The following is a 22,367-nucleotide window of genomic DNA, read 5'->3' on the forward strand; positions in this document are numbered from 1 at the left end:
GCGCATCGCTGTCACCGGGACAAGGGGCGGGGTTCACGGGATGCGGTCTGTCCGCTGGAAGATCATCGCGGCCGGGCTGGTCCTCGGCGTGGCCGGCGTCGGCGTCTGGCAGTTGCTGCCCGAGGACGGCAGCAGCCACGGCGCCATCCGGGTCGGGACGAGCGACGTGGTGTCCTCCCTCGACCCCGCCGGTGCGTACGACGTCGGCTCCTGGGCCCTGTTCGGCAACGTCTACCAGTCGCTGCTGACCATCAAGCCCGGTTCGGACGCCCCCGTGCCGGACGCCGCCGCCTCCTGCGCCTTCGTCGGCCAGAAGCTCACCACCTACCAGTGCGAGCTGCGCCCCGACGTGAAGTTCGCGGGCGGCCGCGCGATCACCGCCGAGGACGTCAAGTACTCCTTCGACCGCATCAAGGCGATCAACTCCGACCAGGGCCCGGCCCCGCTCTTCAACACCCTGGAGTCGGTCAAGGCCGAGGGCCGCACGGTCACCTTCAACCTCTCCGCCCGCGACGCCACCTTCCCCTTCAAGATCGCGACGGGCGCCGCCTCGATCGTCGACAAGGAGAAGTACCCGGCGAAGTCCCTGCGCGAGGACGGCAAGGCCGACGGCTCCGGCCCGTACACGCTGGGCGCGTACAAGGCCGGTACGAGCGCCGAGCTCAAGCCCAACGCCTCGTACAAGGGGCAGGGCAGGCCCGCCCGCGCGTCCGTCACGGTGAAGTACTTCAAGGACTCGGCGGACCTCGACCAGGCGTGGAACGCCCGCCAGATCGAAGTGGCCCACCGGGAGATGTCGCCGGCCGTGCTCGCCGGCCTCAACCCGGGCATGAAGGACCTCCGCTACCAGGCCTCCGGCGGGAGCGAGACCCGCTCCATGGTCTTCAACGTGCGCCCCGGCTCCGCCGCCGCCCCGCTCGCCGTCCGCCAGGCCGTCGCCGCCCTGCTCGACCGCCCCAAGGTGGCGAGTGACGTCTACCTGGGCACCGTCACCCCGCTGTACTCCCTGGTCCCGGCGGGCATCGCCGGCCACAGCACGCCGTTCTTCGACGCCTACCCGACGCCCAGCGTCGCCACCGCCAGGAAGCTCCTCAAGGACGCCGGGATCAACGGTTCCGTCGCCCTCGGCCTGGGGGTGAACGTGCGCGGTGCGAACATGCCCGAGGCCGAGGAGCTCAAGCGGCAGCTGGAGGGCAGCGGGCTCTTCCAGGTGACCGTCAAGCCGGTCGAGAAGTGGGCCGACTTCCAGAAGCGTTATGCGGCGGGCGAGTTCGACGTCTACACGATCGGGTGGATCGCCGACTTCCCGGACGCGGACAACTTCCTCGCCCCGCTCGTCGGCGCCGACTCGTCCATGAACAACGGCTTCTCCGACAAGCACGTCGACGAGCTGATCACCCGTACCCAGTCCCACTCGGAGCGGGCCGACGCGGCCGCCGAGTTCCGCGACCTCCAGAAGGCCGTCGCCCAGCAGGCCCCGATGGTGCCGATCTGGCAGAAGAAGGACTACGTGATGTCCCGCGACGCCGTCACCGGCGCCCAGTACCTGTCGGACGGCACCGGGGTCTGGCGCCTGTGGGAACTCAACTGGCTCTGAGCCGGCCTCCCGGGCCTACGAGGGGTCCGGCTCCGGGTCCGGGTCCGACGCCTTGCGCCGGGCCCCCGCCGTGGCCGTCTGGGCCATGCCCGGCAGGAAGTCCGCGAAGAGTTCGTGGACTTCCCGCACCAGCGGCCGCAGCACCCGGAACCGGGCCAGCACGATGCCCCGCGTCGTCAGCTGCGCGCCCCGCTCGGCGAGCCGCCGCGTCTTCTCGCTGTTCGGGGAGCGGTCGAAGACCCAGTACAGGACCAGGCCCATCTGCGAGAGCCACATGAGCTCCGGCAGTACGTCGGCCAGCTCGGCCGGCACCTTGGTCTTCGCACCGGCCAGCACCTCGCGGTGGATGTCGATCGCCGCCTGCCGCGCCGTTTCGGATTCCGGCGAGAACGGGCTCAGCGGACTCTCCGGGTCGGCCGCGTTCTTGAAGAACTGCGAGGCGAACTCGTGGTACGGGGCCGCGATGTCCATCCAGCTGGTCAGTACGCCCGCGAGCCGCTTCTGCAGATCGGTCTCGTTGTCCAGGATGGGCCGGACCGCCGCCTGGTGGGCGGCGCCGATCCGGTCGTAGAACCCCTGGACCAGGTGTTCCTTCGATTCGAAGTAGTAGTAGGCGTTGCCGACCGAGACACCGGCCTCCTTCGCGATACCCCGCATCGTCGTCTTGTCGAAGCCGCGCTCCTGGAAGAGACGGAGCGCGGTTTCGAGGATGAGCGTGCGGGTCTGCTCGCTCTTGGGAGCCTTCTGATCAGTCACGGTGTATGAGCCTATCGGGGGACGGAGCACTGGTCGTCACAGGCCGGTCCCTCGGCGCCCTGGGGCCCGCCCTCCGCGCCCCCGGGCCCGCCCTCGGTCCGTACCGCCTGCCGCCAGGCGGAGGCGGTGTGCATGGCGGCCCGAGCGAAGGGCCGGCCGGCCGCGGTGGCCAGCCAGTTGGCCTTCGGCCGGTGTTCCGCCAGCGCCCACAGGCACACGATGAAGGCGTCGGTCCCGGTCCAGACCTGCCCCGAGTCCCCGATCACGGTGATCTCCTTCAGCGTCGACGCGTGGTCGAGCTGCGGGTACCGGCGCTGCGCCTCGTACGAGGCCGCGGGGACCAGGGCGAGCGGGACCAGCCAGCGCTGCGCGAGCAGCCAGTGCCGGATGTGCACGCAGAGCGGGCAGTTCGCGTCGTAGAGGACGGTCAGTTTCCGCACCGCTCCCGCGGGGGCCACGGTTCAGGCCCCGGCCGGCGCGGTCCACCCCTGCGGGGGGACGGGCGGGGTCTGCTGGCGCTCCATGATGCCCCGGCGGCGCATCTTGTTCAGGACCCACACGTTTCCGAGGTGCATGACCCCGAGGACCAGCAGGACGACGCCGAGCTTGACCGAGAGGGCCTCGAAGAGGCCGCGGGCGCTGTCGACCTCTTCGCTCGACCTCAGGTAGAGGGTCACGAAGCCGATGTTCACGAGGTAGAAGCCGACCACGAGCAGCTGGTTGACGGCGTCGGCGAGCTTCTCGTTCCCCTGGAGGACGTCGCCTATGAAGACGCGGCCGTTGCGGCTGAGCGTGCGGGCCACCCAGACGGTGAGCCCGATGCTGATGAGCAGGTAGATGACGTACGTGACCACGGTGAGGTCCATAGCCCCAGCCCCCTTGAACGCGTTCAAATGCTTACGTCGTTGACTGTAGGCCCTTTTTTGAACAAGTTCAAGCGAACGGGGGAGGCGTTCCGGCTGGGCCGGACGGCCCAATCGCCTCACCCGGTCGTGGAGATGTCTGGCGACAGCCGCAACCACCATGCGTTACATATAGCCACGCAGAGTAACCGTCCCTGGATCACGTGCATTCGAAAGTGAGGCGGCCCATGTCGGTCGAGACAGCACCGGGCACCCGGACCGGAACGGCGCAGCGGCATCAGGAACAGGAACAGCACAGCCTGAGCACGGCGGCGGCGCGCAACCTCGCGACGACGACCAAGTCCGAACCTCAGATGCAGGGCATCAGCTCCCGCTGGCTCCTGCGGAAACTGCCCTGGGTGCACACGCCCGGCGGCGTCTACCGGGTGAACCGCCGGCTCTCGTACACGCTCGGCGACGGCCGCGTCACCTTCGTCAAGAACGGCTCCAAGGTCCACGTCATCCCGGCCGAGCTGACCGAGCTGCCGCTCCTGCGCGGCTTCGACGATCCGCTGGCGCTCGGCGCGCTGGCCGAGAAGTTCGTGCAGAAGGAGTACCAGCCCGGCCAGGTCATCGTGCACTCCGGCAAGAAGGCCGACCACGTCTTCCTCATCGCCCACGGCAAGGTCGAGAAGATCTGCCCGGGCAAGTACGGGGACGAGAACGTCGTCGGCCGCCTCGGCGACGGCGACACCTTCGGCGGCCACACCCTGGCCCGCGCCAAGGGCACCACCTGGGAGTTCACCGCCCGTGCGGCGACCGCCGTCACCATCCTCGCGCTCCCGGAGACGGCGTACCGCGCGGTCGCCGACCAGTACGCCCACCTGCGCGACCACGTCGCGGGCCTGAACGGCAGCCGCAACGGCTTCCGGACCAACCGGGCCGGCGAGAAGGTCATCGAAATGAGCGCCGGCCACCACGGAGAGCACGTACTGCCCGGCGCCTTCGCCGACTACGAGCTCACGCCGCGCGAGTACGAGCTGAGCGTCGCCCAGACCGTGCTGAGGGTGCACACCCGTGTCGCCGACCTCTACAACCAGCCGATGAACCAGACCCACCAGCAGCTGCGGCTCACCGTGCAGGAGCTGCGGGAGCGGCAGGAGCACGAGCTCGTCAACAACCCGGAGTTCGGACTGCTCCACAACGCCGACTTCGACCAGCGCATCCAGACCCACTGCGGCCCGCCGACCCCGGACGACCTCGACGACCTGCTCTCCATGCGGCGCGGCACCCAGTACCTGTTCGCCCACCCGAAGGCCATCGCCGCCTTCGGCAAGGAGTGCAACAAGCGGGGCATCGGTCTCGACAGCGTCGAGGTCGACGGCCACCACATCCCCGCCTGGCGAGGGGTGCCGATCCTGCCCTGCGGGAAGATCCCGCTCACCGAACAGCACACCTCCTCGATCATCGCGGTGCGCACGGGCGAGGACAACGAAGGTGTGATCGGCCTCTACCAGACCGGCCTGCCGGACGAGTTCGAGCCGGGGCTCAACGTCCGATTCATGGGCATCGACGAGCGCGCGATCATCTCGTACCTCGTCACCGCCTACTACTCGGCGGCCGTCCTGGTCCCGGACGCCGTCGGCGTCCTGGAGAACGTCGAGGTCCGTCCGCGTGCGTGAGGGCGGGGCCACCGCCGGCCGGGGCCCCGCCCCGCCCGGTCGGATCCGTCAGAAGCTCAGCGAACGAGCGTAGTTCACCTGCGACATCACCCACTGGTAGGTGCCCGCGTTCGCCGCCGGGATCATCGTGGAGTGGTGGCGGCCGCCGCTGGTCACCGTGACCTGGATGTAGCCGGTGGTGGTCTTCTCCTTCATCAGGAGGAAGAGGAGGCCGAGCAGGCAGAAGATGAAGAAGACGATCGCGAGCACGATCGCGTGGGGCGGGATCTTCTCCTCGGTGCGCGAGAAGTCGGTCGCGTTCCACATCGCGCCCTTGAGCGGCATCGGGCCCGACGGGGTGATGATCTGGTCCCCGGCGATGGTGATGTCACCGAGGGACAGGCCGGCGCCGCCGGCCGGGGCGGCGGCGGGGTAGCCGGGGGCCGGCAGGCCCGCGCCGCCGATGGTCGGCTGGTAGGCCGGGGCCGCCGGGTAGGGCTGGGGGTAGCCGTAACTGGCCTCGCCGGGGCCCCACTTGTAGTCGTCCTGGCCGGGGATGCCGGGCTGACCGCCCTGGCCGGCCGGGTCATTGGCGTACGGGTTCGGCTGCTGCTCGCTCATATGGCCGATCCTTCCACAACGACCCCCGTCTCCGTGTGCCGGTCAGAGGTCCGGTGCATGCGCCGCCCGTTGTCGGTGGTCGCCCCTACGGTCGGCGGTATGGGAATGGTGACTTTCGTCGACGAGACGACCGCCGGAGGCCGTGGCGACGGCTGGGGACTCGAGATCGCCGAAGAGCGGCTCGCGCTGCGCGAACTGATCCGGCGCAGGGTGTTCCAGGAGGTCGCGGAGTACCACGCCCGGCCGCTTGAGGTCTTCCGGGGGCTGGTGCAGCCGGAGGGGGCCGAGCGGTCCCTGAACGGGTACGCGCTGCGCACGCCGCGCCGCATCGACCCGGAAAGGCAGACCGGGTTGGCGCTCAGGGCGTTCGAGCGCAACGGCTTCCTGGTGCTGGTGGGGGACCGTCAGATCACGGAACTGGACGAGGAGGTCGTCCTCCCGCTCGGCGTCGAGGTCACCTTCCTGAAGCTCGTCGCGCTGGTGGGTGGCTGATGACGCACGACTTCACGGAGATGGCGCGCCGGCTGATCCACAAGGCCGCCGACAGCTCCTTCTACAACCCCGAGACGAAGCGGCTGCTGGACCGGGCCCAGGCGCTTCCGGCAGAGGAGCGGCGCGCCTTGGCCGAGGCCTTCGCCGACCGCTACCGGAGCGGGATCGAGGTGGAACCGGTGCGGTCGAAGCTGCTCACGCTCACCGCCCTCGTGGGCCACGGCCTGGACGGTCTTCCCCTCGCCGAGGAGCGGACCGCGCAGCTCGACCGGCTCTCCCGGACCCACTCGGTCTGGGGAGGCGACCGTCACGAGGCCCTCTGCCAAGCCGAGGTGGCCGCCGGGCGCACGCTCTCCGCCGCCGTCGTGGCCACCCTCCGGCGCACCGCCCTGATCGCGGACCGCGACGGTGATCTCGTGGCGTTCGCCGGGCAGTTCACCGACCCGGTGCTCAACGTCGGTGAGGAATGGGCGGAGAAGGCGATGGAGGACGAGCGCTGGCGCAAGCTGCTCGCCCACGCGGTCACCGCCAAGTCCGCCAAGCCCTCCGCCGCGTGGGAGAAGGGCGCCCGGGCGCTCGTCGACGGCCTCGGCGCCGGGGCGGTGCACGGGGCCGTGCTGGACTGGCTCGCGCTCGTCGGCCGGCCCCGGACCTTCGAGCTGCGGAGGAAGACCTACGAACCGGACGTCAACGCCTCCTTCGACCCGTACAACGCCAACGCCCTGCGCGGCCTCGCCTGGCTCCTGCCCCTGCTCCCGCCGCACCCCGACACGGCACGCGCACTCGGCGTACTGGTGGAGACCTCGCTGCGCAAGGCCGCCGGGCTCGGGCCGCGCAATCCCAAGGTGGCCAACGCGGCGGTCAACTCCCTGACCCGGCTGGACGGTGAGGCCGCCCTCGCCGAACTGGCCAGGCTCGGCACCCGGGTGACCTACAAGGGCACCCTCAAGCTCATCGACGCGGCGCTGGAGGCGCGGGCCGCCGCCCTCGGCCTGAGCCGCGAGGAGATCGAGGAGCTGGCCGTGCCCGCGCACGGGCTGACGGAGGTGGGCAAGGCCGGGTTCCGCCTGGGTGAGGCGACCGCGCTGCTGGAGGTGCGCGGGAACAAGGCCGTACTGGCCTGGAGCAACGCCACCGGGAAGCAGGTCAAGGCCGCGCCCGCCGCCGTCCGCCGGGACCACGCCGAGGAGCTCAAAGAGCTCAAGGGCCTGGTCAAGGACATCGACAAGTCCCTGTCCGCCCAGGCGGAACGGCTGGACCGGCAGTTCCTGGCCCGGCGCACGTGGGCGTACGGGCAGTGGCGTGCGCGCTACCTCGACCACCCGCTGGTCGGGACCCTGGCCCGGCGGCTGATCTGGACCGTGGACGGGACGGCCGCCTGCTTCGCGGACGGCGAGCTGCGCACCCTCACCGGAGCCCCCGTCACCGGGGGCACCACCGTCGAGCTGTGGCACCCGGTCGCCACCGTACCCGCCGAGGTGATCGCCTGGCGGGAGTGGCTGGAGCGGCACACCGTGACCCAGCCCTTCAAGCAGGCCCACCGCGAGGTCTACCTGCTGACCGACGCCGAACGCAGGACGCGGACGTACTCCAACCGCTTCGCCGCGCACATCCTGCGCCAGCACCAGTTCAACTCGCTCGCCGCGGTCCGGGGATGGCACAACAAGCTCCGTCTCTGCGTCGACGACTCCGCCCCGCCGGCCACCCGCGAGCTGCCGCAGTGGGGGCTGCGGGCCGAGTACTGGATCGAGGGCGAGGGGCAGGAGTACGGGCTCGACACCACCGACGCCGGGACCTACCTGCGGCTGCGGACCGACCAGGTGCGCTTCTACCCGATCGACGCCCCGCAGAACCGGGCGAGCACCTACGGCGGCGGGTACGCGATGTGGCCGGAGGCCGGGCGCGGCCGCCGCGTCGACCCGCTGCCGCTCAAGCGGATACCGGCGCTGGTGCTGAGCGAGGTACTGCGCGACGTCGACCTGTTCGTCGGCGTGGCCAGTGTCGGAAACGACCCGACCTGGTCCGACGGCGGGCCACAGGGCCGCTTCCGCGACTACTGGACCTCGTACGGCTTCGGCGACCTGAACCAGAGCGCGGAGACCCGGCGGGCGCTGCTGGAGCGGCTGGTGCCGCGCCTGGCCATCGCCGACCGCTGCACGGTCGAGGGCCGCTTCCTGCACGTGCGGGGCGAACTGCACACGTACAAGATCCACCTGGGCTCGGGGAACATCCTGATGACCCCGAACGACCAGTACCTGTGCATCGTCCCCGGCGCATCCACCGCCCCCGACACCGGCTACCTGCCCTTCGAGGGGGACCGGACGCTGGCCGTGATCCTCAGCAAGGCCATGCTGCTCGCGACGGACACGGAGATCACCGACCCGACCATCCTCAGCCAGCTCCGCCGCTGAGCCCAGCGGGAACGACGAGGGCCCCGCACCCGGTGAACCGGGTGCGGGGCCCTCGTACGGGCACGGGCCGGGAAATCAGAAGCGGCGCGTGATCAGGGCGCGCTTGACTTCCTGGATCGCCTTCGTGACCTCGATGCCGCGCGGGCACGCGTCGGTGCAGTTGAAGGTCGTGCGGCAGCGCCACACGCCGTCCTTGTCGTTCAGGATCTCCAGCCGCTGCTCGCCGGCCTCGTCACGCGAGTCGAAGATGAAGCGGTGCGCGTTGACGATCGCCGCCGGGCCGAAGTACTGGCCGTCGTTCCAGAACACCGGGCACGAGGACGTGCACGCGGCGCACAGGATGCACTTGGTGGTGTCGTCGAAGCGCTCGCGGTCCTCGGCGGACTGCAGGCGCTCGCGCGTCGGCTCGTTGCCCTTGGTGACCAGGAACGGCATGACGTCGCGGTACGCCTGGAAGAAGGGCTCCATGTCGACGACGAGGTCCTTCATCACCGTGAGGCCCTTGATGGCCTCGACGGTGATCGGCTTCTCCGGGTTGATGTCCTTGATCAGCGTCTTGCAGGCGAGCCTGTTCTTGCCGTTGATCCGCATCGCGTCGGAGCCGCAGATGCCGTGCGCGCACGAGCGGCGGAAGGTCAGCGTGCCGTCGAGGTCCCACTTGATCTTGTGGAGACCGTCGAGCACGCGCTCCTTCGGGTCGATCTCGACCTGGAAGTCCTGCCAGGTCGACTCCTCCGAGATCTCCGGGTTGAAGCGGCGGATCCGGAAGGTGACCGTGATGAACGGCGAGGCGGCGGCTGCCGCCTCCATCTTGTCCAGGGTGGGGGTGGCCATCAGTACTTACGCTCCATCGGCTGGTAGCGGGTGACGACGACGGGCTTGTAGTCCAGCCGGACGGAGTCCTTGCCGTCGTCGCCGACCTCGCGGTACGCCATGGTGTGGCGCATGAAGTTGACGTCGTCGCGGTTCGGGTAGTCCTCGCGGTAGTGACCGCCGCGGGACTCCTTGCGCGCCAGCGCGGACACGGCCATGACCTCGGCCAGGTCGAGCAGGTTGCCCAGCTCGATGGCTTCCAGCAGGTCCGTGTTGAAGCGCTTGCCCTTGTCCTGGACGGACACGTTCTTGTAGCGCTCGCGCAGTTCCGCGATCTTCTCGACCGCGGTCTTGATGGTCTGCTCCGTACGGAACACCATCACGCACGCGTCCATCGTCTCCTGGAGCTCCAGGCGCAGTTCGGCGACCCGCTCGTTGCCCGTGGAGTTGCGCAGGTGCTCGACGAGGTCGGCGACCTGCTGCGCCGGGTTCTCCGGGAGCTCGACGTAGTCGTTCTCCTGCGAGTACTTCGCGGCGGCGATGCCGGAGCGCTTGCCGAAGACGTTGATGTCCAGCAGCGAGTTGGTGCCCAGGCGGTTCGCGCCGTGCACCGACACGCACGCGACCTCGCCGGCCGCGTACAGGCCCGGGACGACGGTGGTGTTGTCCGCCAGGACCTCACCCTCGACGTTGGTCGGGATGCCGCCCATGGCGTAGTGCGCGGTGGGCTGGATCGGGATCGGGTCCGTGTACGGCTCGATGCCCAGGTAGGTGCGCGCGAACTCGGTGATGTCCGGAAGCTTCGCGTCGAGCTGCTCCGGCGGCAGGTGCGTCAGGTCCAGGTACACGTGGTCACCGGCGGGACCGCAGCCGCGGCCCTCACGGATCTCCGTGTAGATGGAGCGCGAGACGACGTCACGGGACGCGAGGTCCTTCATGACCGGCGCGTACTTCTCCATGAAGCGCTCGCCGTCCTTGTTGCGGAGGATGCCGCCCTCACCGCGGGCGCCCTCCGTCAGCAGGATGCCCATGCGCCAGATGCCCGTCGGGTGGAACTGGAAGAACTCCATGTCCTCCAGCGGCAGGCCGCGGCGGTAGCAGGCCGCCTGGCCGTCACCCGTGAGGGTGTGCGCGTTGGAGGTCACCTTGAAGAACTTGCCGGTGCCGCCGGAGGCGTAGATGACGGCCTTGGCCTGGAACACGTGGATCTCGCCGGTGGCGAGCTCGTACGCGACCACACCGGCCGACTTCTTGACGCCGTCCTCCTCGACCAGGAGCTGGTCCAGGACGTAGAACTCGTTGAAGAACTCCACGCCCTCCTTGACGCAGTTCTGGTAGAGCGTCTGGAGGATCATGTGACCGGTGCGGTCCGCGGCGTAGCAGGACCGGCGGACCGGGGCCTCGCCGTGGTTGCGCGAGTGGCCGCCGAAGCGGCGCTGGTCGATGGTGCCGTCCGGGGTGCGGTTGAACGGCAGGCCCATCTTCTCCAGGTCGAGGACCGCGTCGATGGCCTCCTTCGCCAGGATCTCGGCGGCGTCCTGGTCGACCAGGTAGTCACCGCCCTTGACCGTGTCGAAGGTGTGCCACTCCCAGTTGTCCTCTTCCACGTTGGCCAGCGCGGCGGCCATGCCGCCCTGCGCGGCACCCGTGTGGGAGCGGGTCGGGTAGAGCTTCGTCAGCACGGCGGTGCGGCTGCGCTTCGTCGACTCGATGGCGGCGCGCATGCCTGCGCCGCCCGCGCCGACGATGACGGTGTCGTACTTGTGGATCTTCATTGGTTTCGCCTCAGCCCCGTTGCCTAGCGGATGTTCGGGTCGAAGGTGAAGATCACCAGCGTGCCCAGAAGGATGGTGAACACCGTGGCGGTGTAGAGCAGGCCCTTCAGCCACAGCCGCGTGTTGGCGCGCTCCGCGTAGTCGTTGATGACCGTACGCAGACCGTTCGCGCCGTGCAGCATGGCCAGCCACAGCATCAGCAGGTCCCAGACCTGCCAGAACGGGGAAGCCCACCGGCCGGCCACGAAGGCGAAGCCGATCTTGGAGACGCCGCCGTCGAGCACCAGCTGGATCAGCAGGTGGCCGATGACCAGGACGACGAGCACGATGCCCGAGAGGCGCATGAAGAGCCACGCGACCATCTCGAAGTTGCCGCGGGTCGAGCGCGGGGTCTTGCCCGTGCGCTTGCGCGGGGCCTCGATGTAAGGCGCCGGGTTGTCGACGTCGTAGAGGGACACGCCCTCAACGCCGCCGGCACCCTTGGTCATGTCGACGGAAGAAGTGTCAGAAGACATGCGTGTCACTTCCCGAACAGTTCAAGGTAGGCGTGGCCCAGTACGGGGTACAGGGCCCCGAACATCAGCACGATCCAGATGCCCACGACGGACCAGAGCATCTGCTTCTGGTAGCGGGGGCCCTTGGACCAGAAGTCCACGGCGATGACACGGAGACCGTTGAGCGCGTGGAACAGGATGGCGGCGACGAGGCCGTACTCCAGCAGCGCGACGATCGGAGTCTTGTAGGTAGCCACGACATCGTCGTACGCCTCGGGGGAGACGCGAACGAGTGCGGTGTCGAGGACGTGTACGAACAGGAAGAAGAAAATGAGGACGCCGGTGACTCGATGAGCCACCCAGGACCACATTCCTTCCCGGCCGCGGTACAACGTTCCAGCCGGCACGGAAAACCCTCCGGAAGCGGGGCGGGGGCCAGCCGGCTTCTTTGTCGGTCGGGCCCGGCCGGGTACGGTCCTCCGGCCCCGGACATCGTAGCGACGCTTTGTCGGTTCCCTTGCGCGGGGGCCATCGGTGTGATCAAACAGGCACGTACGGACTATCCCACAGGGGCGAATAGCCCGATTTCCGTGGCAGTCGGCCCATCCGTCGAGGTCAGCCAGCGTGTCAGATCCCGGAGCCGGGCCTGTGCGACGCGGCGCAGCTCGTCCGCGGAGATCGAGCGCTCCTCGTCCACCTCGTGCGTCATCCTGCGGCGGATCGCCCCCAGCAGCTGGTCCGCCTGCTCTTCGGGCGGATGCCCTGCGAGGCAGATCACGAAGGCGTGGCCGAACTTCCGTTCGTACTCCGCGTGCGCCGCGTCGAGGGCCAGCAGGGCGGCGTACGGCGCGCCGTGGTCCAGCTCCGCCGAGCTCTCCGCGGCCAGGGCCTCGGTCAGGTCGGCCTGCGAGAGGTCGTACGAGGCCTCGTCCGCGGCGGCGAGCAGGGCGCCCGGATCGGGGTAGGGGCGGTGGGAGGCCACCCGGTGCGCCCAGCGGCGGCTCCCGCAGCACTGCAGCAGGACGGCATGGGCGGTCTCGGGGGACAGGGCGTTGAACCGCGCCAGCCCGGAGCCGTGGGAAAGATCGGAGCGTCTCCCGGACTTCTCCCCCAGACTTGGTCCGGGAGGGGCCCCCAGGGAGGTGCCCCCATGGGCCTGTGCCGGAAGGTGGCTGGACAGCGGGGGACTCCTCGGGGCGCGGCGCGGGTGTACCGCCACGCTAACGATGCAAGGCAGGGTGTGTCGTACCCCTCAGGGGTTTTCACCCGGAAGTGAGTCGAAAGGATGACGTGAGCGCCGCAGCCAGGCCCGGGAAGTGGCCCGGGAGGGGGAGGGCGACCGAGGCCGCCACCCCCCACAGGAGAGGCCCCGGCCGCCATCCGTCACGGACTCGTGCGACAAGCCCGTATCCCTGTCAGCGCCTCGAGTGCGTTTTGTGTCACACCTCGCTCCGCACAGGATTGGTTGCGCGTTGTATCACTCGTGGACGTGAGGTACTTGAAAGCCGTAACGTGCTGATTTGCGCCACACGTACAGGACAGTGAACGGGTTGGGGACTTTGCTGGGGGACGACGCGGAGCTGACCGCCGCGGTGCTCGCGGCACAGGACGGCGACGAGAACGCGTTCCGTGCTGTGTACCGCGCCGTGCACCCACGCCTGCTCGGATACGTACGCACGCTCGTCGGGGACGGCGATGCCGAGGACGTGACCTCCGAGGCCTGGCTGCAGATCGCCCGCGACCTCGACTCCTTCACCGGCGACGCCGACCGCTTCCGCGGCTGGGCCGCCCGCATCGCCCGCAACCGGGCCCTCGACCACATCCGCATGCGCGGCCGCCGTCCCGCCATCGGCGGCGACGACACCGAACTGACCGCGTGGGCCGCCGACTGCGACACCGCGGGCGCGGCCATGGAGTCCCTCTCCACCGGCCGCACCATGGCCCTGATCGCGAGGCTGCCGCAGGACCAGGCCGAGGCCGTCGTCCTGCGGGTCGTGGTCGGACTGGACGCCAAGAGCGCGGCCGAGACCCTCGGCAAGCGGCCCGGGGCCGTACGGACTGCGGCGCACCGGGGTCTGAAGAAGCTGGCCGAGCTGCTCGGCGAAGAGGGTCCGGAGGGCGGCTTCGGGCCCGAACCGGGCACCGGCGCGGAGCCGGCCGCGGCGGTCGGCCATAATGCCGGTGGCCAGCCGTGGGACGGCGGGGGCGGGAGGGATCTCGACGCCGTACCCGCACAGCGGGGCCGAGGCGGGGGCTTCGTAGAGCAAACCGGTGTGACGCATTCACGTTGGCGGACGCAGAAGGACATGTGATGGCCGACGAGCGCAACAGGTGGCTGGACCAGGCCGCGGCAGACAGACTGCTGCGCGGCGAACCGGCGGAACCTGTGGGCCCGGCCGGCGCCGAACCGCGCGCCCGCGTCGAGGCCGCCCGGCTGCGCGCCGCCCTCGACGCCCTGGAAGCACTGGGCGCCGGCGGAGAGCTGCCGCCCGCGGGAACGGAACTGCCCGGCGAGGCCGCGGCCGTGGCCGCCTTCCGCACGGCGCGGACCGCCGTCGGCCGCTCCGCGGACCGGTCGGAGCGGACCGCGACGGCCGGATCCGGCGAACCCGTGGTCGATCTCGGCCGTCTCGTCCCCTCCTTCACCCCCGCACCCCGGCGCGTCCGGACCGTGAGCTTCGGCCTGGCGGCCGCTCTGGCGAGCGTCGCCGTCGGCGGCCTCGCCGCGGCCGCGGGCGCCGGGCTGCTGGACCGCGACCGGCACGACACCGCGGGACCCGGACCGGCGATGTCCGTCACCGCCGGCGAGAACGCGGACCCGGGCCTCGACAGCGGAGCCCCGACGCTCATCCCGAAGCTGCGGCCCACGCCGCTGCCGGACGGCTCGAATTCGATGCTCACCCCTGGCCCGTCGCAGTCGCCGGGCACGGACGGGCTTACGGTGCCCGGCACCGCAACCGGCGGGGACACCTCGGCGGGCACTTCGGTGACCGGCGGCTCGGGCAGGGACAACCGGGGCGATCTGAGCGGCGCGGGCGGCACGGGCGACAAGGACCGGGACACCTTCGGCGGCGGGGACTCCGGCAAGGACCGTGAGCGGCGCGAGCGGGAGAACCTCATCAAGGCGATGGACCTCTGCCAGGACTACCGGTCGGGCCGCCTCGACGACGACCGCCGCGAGCGGCTCTCGCGTCTGGCCGACGGGCTCACCCGGATCCCGGACTACTGCAAGTCGCTGCTGGAGCGGGACTCCGGCGGCAAGCGCAGCGACACCCCGCTGGGGGACGGCGTGCTCAAGGCCCCGACCCTGGCCCCGGCGGCTCCGCGGGGCTCGACGGGCCTGCGCACCGGGCTCTGAAACGTGTGCTGACCCGCCTGTAACACTTTTCGAACCGGCGGCGCAGTACATATCGAGCCGACTGGTCATCGGCCGCGCATGAGCCGGGGTTCCCCCCGTACCCCTGGGCTCTGCGCAACCGGCGCGGGCGGGGCACGTTCCCCCGGCCCTGCCCGCGCCCTTTACTTCGACCCCGGAGGCCGACCCCCGGCCCCAACAACAAGGCCTTCGACCGGATCCCGGTCGAAGGCCTTCCGCGTGGGCCCGTGGGGCCGCGCGCATCACCAGTACACGACGACCTTGTCGCCGACGTTGACCTGGCCGAAGAGGCTCGACAGCTTGCCCTTGTCCCGGACGTTCACACAGCCGTGCGAGGCGCCGGCGTAGCCGCGGGCCGCGAAGTCGGCCGAGTAGTGCACGGCCTGGCCGCCGCTGAAGAACATCGAGTACGGCATGGCCGTGTGGTAGAGCGTGGACGTCCACTCCTTCTCCTTGCGGTCCACCTTGAAGACGCCCTCGCGGGTCGGGGTGTTCTCCGAACCGAAGCGGACGTCCATGGTGGAGATGACCTTGCCGTCGATCATCCAGGCGAGGGTGCGGCTCTCCTTGCTGATGCACATGACCCGGCCCTCCATGCAGCGCGGGTCCGGCGCGTCGACCTCGTTGACGGTCGGCGGGCGCAGCTCGTCGGCGGTGGGCTTCTTGCTGGCGCCCTGGATCTTCTTCCAGGTGGCGTCGTCGACCGAACCAGTGGCGTTCAGAGCGTTCTTCGACTGGAAGGACTTGACCGCGGCCGTGGTCTTCGAACCGTAGAAACCGGTCGGCGCCACCGACATCAGCTTGAGCTGCCGCAGGCGTGCCTGGAGCTCGCGCACCTGGTCGCTGTCGTCGCCGTTGGCCATGATCTGCTTCACCGACGGCGAAGGAGAGGCCGATGGGGAAGCCGAGGCGGAGGGCGACGCGGAGGCCGACGGCGAGGCCTCGGGCTTGTTGTCGGTGGTCGGTGAGGCTTCGGGGGAGGTGCCCGCCGTGGGCGAGGACGAAGCCGGGGAAGCGGGTCCGGCGGACTCCGACTTCTGCGGCCCGCAGGCGGTCGCGGCGAGCGCGACGGCGGTGGCAACCCCGATCGTGCGGATTATGAATCTCTGGCGCTGCATTGCAGTCCCCCGGTTTCTACGTCGTGTATCTAGGTGATGCGCGGCGCGCGTGGAGAGTTGCACTGGGCCACGGGATGTTGCGCCATTGTGACCAGCAGCCGTCCGCCGCCTTAAGAAGCGATGCGCGGGCAAGGTTGTACCAGCCCCGGGCCCGGTAGCTCCACGGAGGTCTTCGTCACATGGCACGCACCGAGAGCGGACTCCCGATCGAACCCGTCTACGGGCCCGGCGACCTGACGGGGTGGGACCCCGCGGCCGTTCTGGGCGAACCAGGCGATTTCCCCTACACCAGGGGGATTTATCCGAACATGTACACCGGTCGGCCGTGGACCATGCGGCAGTACGCCGGCTTCGGCACGGCCGCCGAGTCCAACGCCCGCTACCGGCAGCTCATCGCCGGCGGCGGCACCGGACTCTCCGTCGCCTTCGACCTGCCGACCCAGATGGGGCACGACTCCGACGCCCCGCTCGCGCACGGCGAGGTCGGCAAGGTCGGGGTCGCCGTCGACTCCGTCGACGACATGCGGACGCTCTTCGACGGGATCCCGCTCGACCGGGTCTCCACCTCCATGACCATCAACGCGCCCGCCGCACTGCTCCTGCTGCTCTACCAGCTGGTCGCGGAGGAACAGGGCATCCCGGGCGGGCAGCTGACGGGCACGGTCCAGAACGACGTCCTGAAGGAGTACATCGCGCGGGGGACGTACATCTTCCCGCCCGGGCCCTCGCTCCGGCTGACGGCCGACACCTTCCGCTACTGCCGGGCCGAGATCCCCAGGTGGAACACCATCTCCATCTCCGGCTACCACATGGCCGAAGCCGGGGCCTCGCCCGCGCAGGAGGTGGCCTTCACCCTCGCCGACGGCATCGCCTACGTCCGTACGGCCCTGGCCGCCGGGATGGCGGTCGACGAGTTCGCGCCCCGGCTCTCCTTCTTCTTCGTCTCCCGCACCACCCTGCTGGAGGAGGTCGCGAAGTTCCGCGCGGCCCGGCGGATCTGGGCCCGCGTCATGCGCGAGGAGTTCGGGGCGCGGGATCCGAAGTCGCTGATGCTGCGCTTCCACACCCAGACGGCCGGGGTCCAGCTGACCGCGCAGCAGCCCGAGCTGAATCTCGTACGGGTGGCCGTGCAGGCGCTCGCCGCCGTCCTGGGCGGCACCCAGTCCCTGCACACCAACTCCTTCGACGAGGCCATCGCGCTGCCGACGGAGAAGTCCGCCCGCCTCGCGCTGCGCACCCAGCAGGTGCTCGCGTACGAGACGGACGTGCCGCACACCGTGGACCCCTTCGCCGGGTCGTACGCCGTGGAGCGGATGACGGACGAGCTGGAGGAGGCGGCGCTCGCGCTGATGCGGCGGGTCGAGGACCAGGGCGGGGCGGTGGCCGCGATCGAGAACGGCTTCCAGAAGGGCGAGATCGAGCGGAACGCCTACCGCATCGCGCAGGAGACCGAGAGCGGGGAGCGGGTGGTGGTCGGCGTCAACCGTTTCGCGCTCGACCGGGAGGAGCCGTACGAGCCGCTGCGCGTGGACCCGGCCATCGAGGCCCGGCAGTGCACGGCGCTGGCGCGGCTGCGGGCGGAGCGGGACGCGGCGGCGGTCTCGGCGGCGCTCGCGGCCCTGCGGGAGGCGGCCGCGGGAACGGACAACGTGCTGTATCCGATGAAGGAGGCGCTGCGGGCGCGGGCCACGGTGGGGGAGGTGTGCGGGGCGCTGCGGGAGGTGTGGGGGACGTACGAGCCGACGGATTCCACATGGTGACCATGCTCATTGAAAGAGGGCACTGGACTGTCAGGTGTGTCCTCATGGGACACTCCTGCACATGCTGGGTGTCACCGATCTGCCGACGTACCTCGCCGGCCTCGTACTGATCATTCTTCTGCCGGGTCCGAACTCGCTGTACGTGCTCTCCGTGGCCGCACGGCGCGGGGTGCGGACCGGATACAAGGCCGCCGCCGGTGTGTTCACCGGCGACGCCGTGCTGATGCTGCTCACCGCCGTGGGCGCCGGAGCACTGCTGCGGGCGAGCCCGCTGGTGTTCACCGTGGTCAAGTTCCTCGGCGCCGGGTACCTGGCCTGGCTGGCCGTGGGGATGATGCGGGGCGCCTGGGCGCTGTGGCGCACGCGCCGGGAGCGGGAGGAGGCGCCGGCCGCCGCCCCCGCCGAACCGGGCGACAACGAGCGGCCCTACCGGCGGGCGCTGCTCATCAGCCTCCTCAACCCGAAGGCCATCCTCTTCCTGATGTCCTTCTTCGTGCAGTTCGTGGACCCGTCCTACGCCTACCCGGCGCTGTCGTTCCTGCTCCTCGGCGCTCTGCTGCAGACCGGCAGCTTCGTGTACCTGACGCTGCTGATCTTCGGCGGCACCCGGCTCTCGGAGGCGTTCCGCCGGCGCAAGCGGCTGTCGGCCGGCGCCACCTCCGCGGCGGGCGTGCTCTTCCTCGGCTTCGCGGCCAAGCTCGCCGTCAGCTGACGGCGCGGCGCAGCCGGCTCAGCCGCCGTACGGCCCGGCGCACCGCGCGGCTGCGCGGCAGGAACGAGAGCTGCGCCGGGATGCCGCCCGGCAGACCCAGGGCCGTCAGCCGGCGCCGGGTGAAGTACCGCCAGGTGCGGGTGGTCAGGTGCCGCGCCAGGTAGGCCTCGGCCGCCGGCCGGCGCGCGGCCAGGATCTGCGGCTGCATGGTGAACCCGACGGCGGTCAGCAGCGCGGCCGGCTCCCCCCGGACCTGCTCGGGGGTCGGGGGCGTCCAGGCGCGCACCGCCTCCGCGTCGGCGAGGTCCGGGAGCAGGGCGTCCACCAGGGCCAGCGGGACCCGGTTGCTGTTCGGGTACGGGGTCAGCCGGGCCAGGACCGCTTCCGTGCCGGTCCGGGCCACCGGGAGCCCGTACAGGGTGGCGGCGGTCAGCAGGCCGGTGGAGAAGCAGCCGACGACCAGGGCCGGCCGCAGCCGCTGGTAGAGGGTTTCGGCCAGTATCGGGGCGGCGATCACGGTCAGCCGGGCGCCGAGCCGCCCGGCCTCCTCCTCGGCCCGGCGCCAGTACGCGGCCGGGGCGCCGGGATGCGGTTTGAACACCAGCTCGTCGTGGCCCAGGGCGTGCGCGCCCCGGACCATCGACACGTGGAGCTCCTCCTCCTCGGCCAGGGTCATGAGGTCGAGCGCCGAGAGGTACTGGCCCAGGAGGAGCGCCGGCGGCTCGGCCCCGGCGGCGCCCGCGGTGGCCTCCGTGGCCGCGGTGGCCTCGGCGAGCTCGGCGAGGACCTTCAGGACGGACTCCGTCGGCACCAGCTCCTGCCGCGCCCCGAACTCCGTCAGCAGCAGAGGCTTCAGCCCCGGTACGAGGTCCAGGTGGAGCACCCGCCGCACCCGCATCCCGAGCTGAGGGTCGAGCCGGAAGCGGGTGGGTCCGTAACTCATCAGCCCGTCGGCGTAGACGTCGACCGCGGCGCCCGGGAAGAGCCGGCACAGGGTCTGCGCCGGCGGCACCTGCAGGGACTCCACGATCAGCTCGACGCGGTCCTCGCCGAGGCCCCACAGGGAGCGCAGCTGCCGCTCCCAGATCGGGACGTCCTCCGCGCGCGGGGCCCAGGTGCTCGGGTGCTGCGGCTCGATGACCCGGTTCCAGTCGAGCACCTCGTCGAAGCGGGTGCTCAGGGCGGCGAAGCCCGGCATGTCCGCGACCCCCGGGGTCACCTCGGCGGTGACGGCGTGATTGCTGGTCAGCAGGATCCGGCGGCCGGCCGGCGGGAAGCAGCCCGTGTCGATGCCCGCCGCGAGCGTGGCCACACCGTAGAGGGTGGAGGCCAGGAAGATCTGGGTGGGCATCAGGCGGCCGCTCCCGCCGGGGTGCGGCGGCCGCCGCGCACGCGCCGCAGCAGGGTGGAGCGTTCGATGTCCATCGAGTCCAGGACCTGGTCCAGTACGTCCCGGGGCATGCGGCCCATCGCGGCGGTGCTCATCGCACGGAGTTTCTTGGCCACGGCCGGTTCGAACCTTTCGATGGAGCCGAAATGGTGCGCGATAATCGCGCAATATGTTCGGACGGCTTTCGGGAGCAGCAGACCGGATTCCCGGTCGGCGGCGACGTCCGCCAGTACTTGATCAAATGCGCGGATGAAATCGAGCTGCCGTTCGTCCCCGGTCTGCGTCAGCGACGTGGAAACCCCGCGCCGGTAGAAGATCCCGGGCAGACCCACCGCGGCGAAGGACTCCGCCTCCCGGTGCAGCCGCCAGATCCACGGCCGGTCCTCCGCCGTCCGCAGCCCGTCGGTGAAGTGCAGGACCCCGCGCTCCAGCAGCCGCCGGTGGTACATGCCGGCCCAGGCGTACGGATAGTCCACCGAGGTGGCCCGGTCGACGGGCAGGATCGCGGTGCGCGGATCGGCGACGACCGACTGCGGGCCGTAGGGGACGCGTTGCACGCTCCGCGACCTGCCCGTGCACCGGACATGGTCGGTGCGGACGAAATCGCAGTTCAGCGCCTCTATGGCGGCCAGCGTGCGGGCCAGGTGGCCCGGCGCCAGCCAGTCGTCGCCGTCCAGGAAGGTGACGTACTCGCCGCGGGCCGCGTCCAGGCCGGTGTTCCGCGCGGTGGCGAGGCCGCCGTTGCGCTCGTGTCTGAGGTGCACCGCCCCGGGCAGCTCGCTCGCCGCCCGCTCCAGCAGGCCGGGCGTCCCGTCCGTCGAGCAGTCGTCGACGAGCAGGAACTCGAAATCCTCCCGTGCGTTGAGTTCGAGACTCTTCAGGGCATCCGGTGCGTATGTCTGCACGTTGTAGAACGGCACGACAACAGAGAGCTTGGGCACCCGCGAGACATTAGGGCGCCGCCCGGCATTCACTGTGGCCCGGATGCGGATTCCACGTGAACGGCGCGGGGCGGGCGAGTTAACCCGTGCGCTTTCGCATTCAGTCGACGCGTTGTTAACCCGCTGTTGTGCGTTCGTTGGGCCGATCACCGAAATTGCGGAATAGCTTCTGCCGCGTGCCAGAACGCAAACGCGTCGCCGTACTCGCCGATTCCGATACGCGATGGAAATGGGGCGCACTCACCGCCCGCCGTCTCGTGCCCGACCACCAGCTCACCGGATACCTGCTGCGCGGCCGCGCCACACCCACCGCGCGCCAGCTCGGCGAGGTGGGGGTGCGGGCCGACCGGCTGACCGAGGTGACCTGTGCGGAGTTCCTCGCCGAGATCGGGCGGGAGGGCTACGACGTGGTCGTCCTCGCCCTCGTCGGAGGGGCCGTCCAGGCCGTCCTGCACGGGGCCCGCGCCCTGTGGCCGACCCCGGCGAAGCGCCCCGTACTCGTCACCGGATACGTCGGTGTCGTATACGAGAAGCTCGCCGACGGGCTGCTGCTGCGGCACGGGGCCGACCTCGTCCTCGCCAACTCCCGCCACGACGCGGAGCGTTTCCGCGCCGTGTACGAGGGGGTCGGCGCGGACGCCGGAGCCGTCACCGAGACCGCGCTGCCCTTCCTGGGCGGGGCGCCGTACGAGCCGGCCGGCAGCAGGGCCCACACGGTGGTCTTCGCCGTCCAGCCCTCCGTGCCCGACAGCCGCGCCGACCGCGCCTACCTGCTGGAACGGGCCGCCGGGCACGCGCGGCTGCACCCCGAGCGGGAGGTGCTGATCAAGCTGCGCAGTAAGCCCGGGGAGCACACCACGCACCTGGAGGAGCAGCCGTACCAGCGGCTCGCGGAGAAGGTCCCGGGCGGACTGCCCGCCAACTGCCGCCTGGTGTACGGGAACATGGGCGAGGTCCTGGACGGCACCGACCTGCTGGTCACGGTCTCCTCCACCGCCGCCCTGGAATCCCTGCACCGCTCCATCCCGACGGCGGTCCTCACCGACCTCGGCATCCGCGAGGCCCTCGGCAACCACCACTTCCTGGGCTCCGGCTGCCTGGCCTCGTGGGACCAGCTCGACTCCGGCCTCCTCCCCGAGGGCGATCCGCTCTGGCTGGCGGCCCAGGGCGTGCTCCCGGGCGCAGCCGCGCCGGTCGCAGGCACGTCGGTCGCAGCCGCGCCGGGTGCGGCCGAACCGGCCGAGGCCGCGCGTTCGTCCGCCGCAGCCGCGCCTTCGTCCGCGGGGCCCGCCGCGGGCGTGGCGCACGACGCCTACGCCGTCGCCCGGGCCAAGGTCGCCGGGCTGGTGGCCGCGACCCGGCTGCCCGCCCCCGCCCCGTACTACACGCTCACCACCGCCCCCCGGTACCTGCCCGGGATCCTCGCCCGGCACCACCTCGCCCCCGACGGCACCCCGCTGCCCGGCGCGGTGCGCCCGACCGCGGGGGAGTCCCGGCTGCGCCGCCGGCTCCGCGCCCACCTGCGCGAGGCCGCGCGCGGTGCCTACCGGCACGGCGTGCAGCGCGTCGCCCCGGTGATCCGCAGACTGGGGGAGCTGTGAGCCCCCG

Annotated in this window: 21 protein-coding genes; 9 read left to right on the top strand and 12 right to left on the bottom strand. The window is 70.8% G+C overall.

Annotated elements, in window-relative coordinates:
* Positions 1–40 precede the first annotated feature (40 nt).
* Entirely contained in the window at positions 41–1,597 is a 1,557-nt protein-coding gene (locus OG472_RS27310) for an ABC transporter substrate-binding protein (protein WP_405831689.1), read from the top strand.
* 15 nt (positions 1,598–1,612) lie between these two features.
* Here OG472_RS27310 and OG472_RS27315 read toward each other — a convergent pair whose 3' ends face one another.
* From OG472_RS27315 to OG472_RS27325, 3 genes are read right to left on the bottom strand one after another with little or no spacing between them, the layout of a single operon-like run.
* Positions 1,613–2,353, bottom strand: coding sequence for a TetR family transcriptional regulator (locus tag OG472_RS27315; protein WP_383565320.1), 741 nt, complete (start codon positions 2,351–2,353; stop codon positions 1,613–1,615).
* An 11-nt stretch (positions 2,354–2,364) separates the two neighbouring features.
* Complete coding sequence (locus tag OG472_RS27320) at positions 2,365–2,793, bottom strand: thiol-disulfide oxidoreductase DCC family protein (protein ID WP_405831691.1); 429 nt, start codon at positions 2,791–2,793, stop codon at positions 2,365–2,367.
* A 21-nt stretch (positions 2,794–2,814) separates the two neighbouring features.
* Positions 2,815–3,219 (bottom strand): hypothetical protein, encoded by a 405-nt coding sequence (locus OG472_RS27325; protein ID WP_401607188.1) that lies wholly within the window; start codon positions 3,217–3,219, stop codon positions 2,815–2,817.
* A gap of 224 nt (positions 3,220–3,443) precedes the next feature.
* Here OG472_RS27325 and OG472_RS27330 point away from each other — a divergent pair, with 224 nt between their 5' ends.
* Positions 3,444–4,877, top strand: a complete 1,434-nt coding sequence (locus tag OG472_RS27330) for a family 2B encapsulin nanocompartment shell protein (protein WP_405942162.1) — start codon at positions 3,444–3,446, stop codon at positions 4,875–4,877.
* Positions 4,878–4,925: 48 nt separating this feature from the next.
* Here OG472_RS27330 and OG472_RS27335 read toward each other — a convergent pair whose 3' ends face one another.
* The gene (locus tag OG472_RS27335; protein WP_401607184.1) at positions 4,926–5,477 is read right to left on the bottom strand and encodes a hypothetical protein; all 552 of its coding nucleotides are present in this window, start codon (positions 5,475–5,477) and stop codon (positions 4,926–4,928) included.
* Between the two features lie 99 nt (positions 5,478–5,576).
* Between OG472_RS27335 and OG472_RS27340 the strand changes: the two genes are divergently transcribed.
* On the top strand, positions 5,577–5,969 hold the full coding sequence (locus OG472_RS27340; protein WP_401607182.1) for a hypothetical protein: 393 nt from the start codon (positions 5,577–5,579) through the stop codon (positions 5,967–5,969).
* The gene (locus OG472_RS27345) at positions 5,969–8,380 is read left to right on the top strand and encodes a DUF4132 domain-containing protein (protein WP_405942163.1); all 2,412 of its coding nucleotides are present in this window, start codon (positions 5,969–5,971) and stop codon (positions 8,378–8,380) included. The genes OG472_RS27340 and OG472_RS27345 overlap by 1 nt, the downstream gene beginning before the upstream one ends.
* A 75-nt stretch (positions 8,381–8,455) precedes the next feature.
* Here the strand turns inward: OG472_RS27345 and OG472_RS27350 are convergent, their stop codons facing one another.
* The 5 genes from OG472_RS27350 to OG472_RS27370 form a co-directional block, all read right to left on the bottom strand.
* Entirely contained in the window at positions 8,456–9,214 is a 759-nt protein-coding gene (locus OG472_RS27350; protein WP_189733159.1) for a succinate dehydrogenase iron-sulfur subunit, read from the bottom strand.
* Positions 9,214–10,968 carry a succinate dehydrogenase flavoprotein subunit gene (gene sdhA, locus OG472_RS27355; RefSeq protein WP_266604148.1) on the bottom strand — a complete coding sequence of 585 codons (1,755 nt, stop codon included), beginning with the start codon at positions 10,966–10,968 and terminating at the stop codon, positions 9,214–9,216. The genes OG472_RS27350 and sdhA overlap by 1 nt, the downstream gene beginning before the upstream one ends.
* A 23-nt stretch (positions 10,969–10,991) precedes the next feature.
* Positions 10,992–11,483, bottom strand: coding sequence for a succinate dehydrogenase hydrophobic membrane anchor subunit (locus OG472_RS27360; protein WP_383565338.1), 492 nt, complete (start codon positions 11,481–11,483; stop codon positions 10,992–10,994).
* A gap of 5 nt (positions 11,484–11,488) precedes the next feature.
* The gene (gene sdhC, locus OG472_RS27365) at positions 11,489–11,869 is read right to left on the bottom strand and encodes a succinate dehydrogenase, cytochrome b556 subunit (RefSeq protein WP_383565340.1); all 381 of its coding nucleotides are present in this window, start codon (positions 11,867–11,869) and stop codon (positions 11,489–11,491) included.
* 152 nt (positions 11,870–12,021) lie between these two features.
* Entirely contained in the window at positions 12,022–12,681 is a 660-nt protein-coding gene (locus tag OG472_RS27370) for a 2-oxo-4-hydroxy-4-carboxy-5-ureidoimidazoline decarboxylase (RefSeq protein WP_405942164.1), read from the bottom strand.
* A gap of 340 nt (positions 12,682–13,021) precedes the next feature.
* Here OG472_RS27370 and OG472_RS27375 point away from each other — a divergent pair, with 340 nt between their 5' ends.
* Together OG472_RS27375 and OG472_RS27380 are read left to right on the top strand one after the other, a co-directional pair.
* On the top strand, positions 13,022–13,774 hold the full coding sequence (locus OG472_RS27375; protein ID WP_401607870.1) for an RNA polymerase sigma factor: 753 nt from the start codon (positions 13,022–13,024) through the stop codon (positions 13,772–13,774).
* A complete protein-coding gene (locus tag OG472_RS27380; protein ID WP_405942165.1) occupies positions 13,774–14,820 on the top strand; it encodes a hypothetical protein in 1,047 nt (348 codons plus the stop codon). The genes OG472_RS27375 and OG472_RS27380 overlap by 1 nt, the downstream gene beginning before the upstream one ends.
* A 260-nt stretch (positions 14,821–15,080) precedes the next feature.
* Here OG472_RS27380 and OG472_RS27385 read toward each other — a convergent pair whose 3' ends face one another.
* Entirely contained in the window at positions 15,081–15,956 is an 876-nt protein-coding gene (locus tag OG472_RS27385) for a peptidoglycan-binding protein (protein ID WP_401607173.1), read from the bottom strand.
* 179 nt (positions 15,957–16,135) lie between these two features.
* Here OG472_RS27385 and OG472_RS27390 point away from each other — a divergent pair, with 179 nt between their 5' ends.
* Both OG472_RS27390 and leuE read left to right on the top strand, forming a co-directional pair.
* Positions 16,136–17,716, top strand: a complete 1,581-nt coding sequence (locus OG472_RS27390; RefSeq protein ID WP_401607172.1) for a methylmalonyl-CoA mutase — start codon at positions 16,136–16,138, stop codon at positions 17,714–17,716.
* A 61-nt stretch (positions 17,717–17,777) separates the two neighbouring features.
* Complete coding sequence (gene leuE, locus OG472_RS27395) at positions 17,778–18,428, top strand: leucine efflux protein LeuE (protein WP_383565352.1); 651 nt, start codon at positions 17,778–17,780, stop codon at positions 18,426–18,428.
* Here leuE and OG472_RS27400 read toward each other — a convergent pair.
* Positions 18,421–19,779 carry a polysialyltransferase family glycosyltransferase gene (locus OG472_RS27400; protein WP_405942166.1) on the bottom strand — a complete coding sequence of 453 codons (1,359 nt, stop codon included), beginning with the start codon at positions 19,777–19,779 and terminating at the stop codon, positions 18,421–18,423. The genes leuE and OG472_RS27400 overlap by 8 nt on opposite strands.
* Complete coding sequence (locus OG472_RS27405; protein ID WP_405831705.1) at positions 19,779–20,759, bottom strand: glycosyltransferase family 2 protein; 981 nt, start codon at positions 20,757–20,759, stop codon at positions 19,779–19,781. Before OG472_RS27405 ends, OG472_RS27400 begins: the two co-directional genes overlap by 1 nt.
* A gap of 176 nt (positions 20,760–20,935) precedes the next feature.
* Here OG472_RS27405 and OG472_RS27410 point away from each other — a divergent pair, with 176 nt between their 5' ends.
* Positions 20,936–22,360 (top strand): DUF6716 putative glycosyltransferase, encoded by a 1,425-nt coding sequence (locus tag OG472_RS27410; protein ID WP_405942167.1) that lies wholly within the window; start codon positions 20,936–20,938, stop codon positions 22,358–22,360.
* Positions 22,361–22,367 lie beyond the last annotated feature (7 nt).

This window comes from Streptomyces sp. NBC_00207 (genome assembly GCF_045160965.1).
Taxonomy (GTDB): domain Bacteria; phylum Actinomycetota; class Actinomycetes; order Streptomycetales; family Streptomycetaceae; genus Streptomyces.

What these genes read in the sequence shown, in the direction of transcription:
- OG472_RS27310 (WP_405831689.1), top strand. Translation starts at nt 41, where the DNA reads ATGCGGTCTGTCCGCTGGAAGATCATCGCGGCCGGGCTGGTCCTCGGC.
- OG472_RS27325 (WP_401607188.1), bottom strand. Translation starts at nt 3,219, where the DNA reads ATGGACCTCACCGTGGTCACGTACGTCATCTACCTGCTCATCAGCATC.
- OG472_RS27330 (WP_405942162.1), top strand. Translation starts at nt 3,444, where the DNA reads ATGTCGGTCGAGACAGCACCGGGCACCCGGACCGGAACGGCGCAGCGG.
- OG472_RS27335 (WP_401607184.1), bottom strand. Translation starts at nt 5,477, where the DNA reads ATGAGCGAGCAGCAGCCGAACCCGTACGCCAATGACCCGGCCGGCCAG.
- OG472_RS27340 (WP_401607182.1), top strand. Translation starts at nt 5,577, where the DNA reads ATGGGAATGGTGACTTTCGTCGACGAGACGACCGCCGGAGGCCGTGGC.
- OG472_RS27345 (WP_405942163.1), top strand. Translation starts at nt 5,969, where the DNA reads ATGACGCACGACTTCACGGAGATGGCGCGCCGGCTGATCCACAAGGCC.
- OG472_RS27350 (WP_189733159.1), bottom strand. Translation starts at nt 9,214, where the DNA reads ATGGCCACCCCCACCCTGGACAAGATGGAGGCGGCAGCCGCCGCCTCG.
- sdhA (WP_266604148.1), bottom strand. Translation starts at nt 10,968, where the DNA reads ATGAAGATCCACAAGTACGACACCGTCATCGTCGGCGCGGGCGGCGCA.
- OG472_RS27360 (WP_383565338.1), bottom strand. Translation starts at nt 11,483, where the DNA reads ATGTCTTCTGACACTTCTTCCGTCGACATGACCAAGGGTGCCGGCGGC.
- OG472_RS27380 (WP_405942165.1), top strand. Translation starts at nt 13,774, where the DNA reads ATGGCCGACGAGCGCAACAGGTGGCTGGACCAGGCCGCGGCAGACAGA.
- OG472_RS27385 (WP_401607173.1), bottom strand. Translation starts at nt 15,956, where the DNA reads ATGCAGCGCCAGAGATTCATAATCCGCACGATCGGGGTTGCCACCGCC.
- OG472_RS27390 (WP_401607172.1), top strand. Translation starts at nt 16,136, where the DNA reads ATGGCACGCACCGAGAGCGGACTCCCGATCGAACCCGTCTACGGGCCC.
- leuE (WP_383565352.1), top strand. Translation starts at nt 17,778, where the DNA reads ATGCTGGGTGTCACCGATCTGCCGACGTACCTCGCCGGCCTCGTACTG.
- OG472_RS27400 (WP_405942166.1), bottom strand. Translation starts at nt 19,779, where the DNA reads ATGCCCACCCAGATCTTCCTGGCCTCCACCCTCTACGGTGTGGCCACG.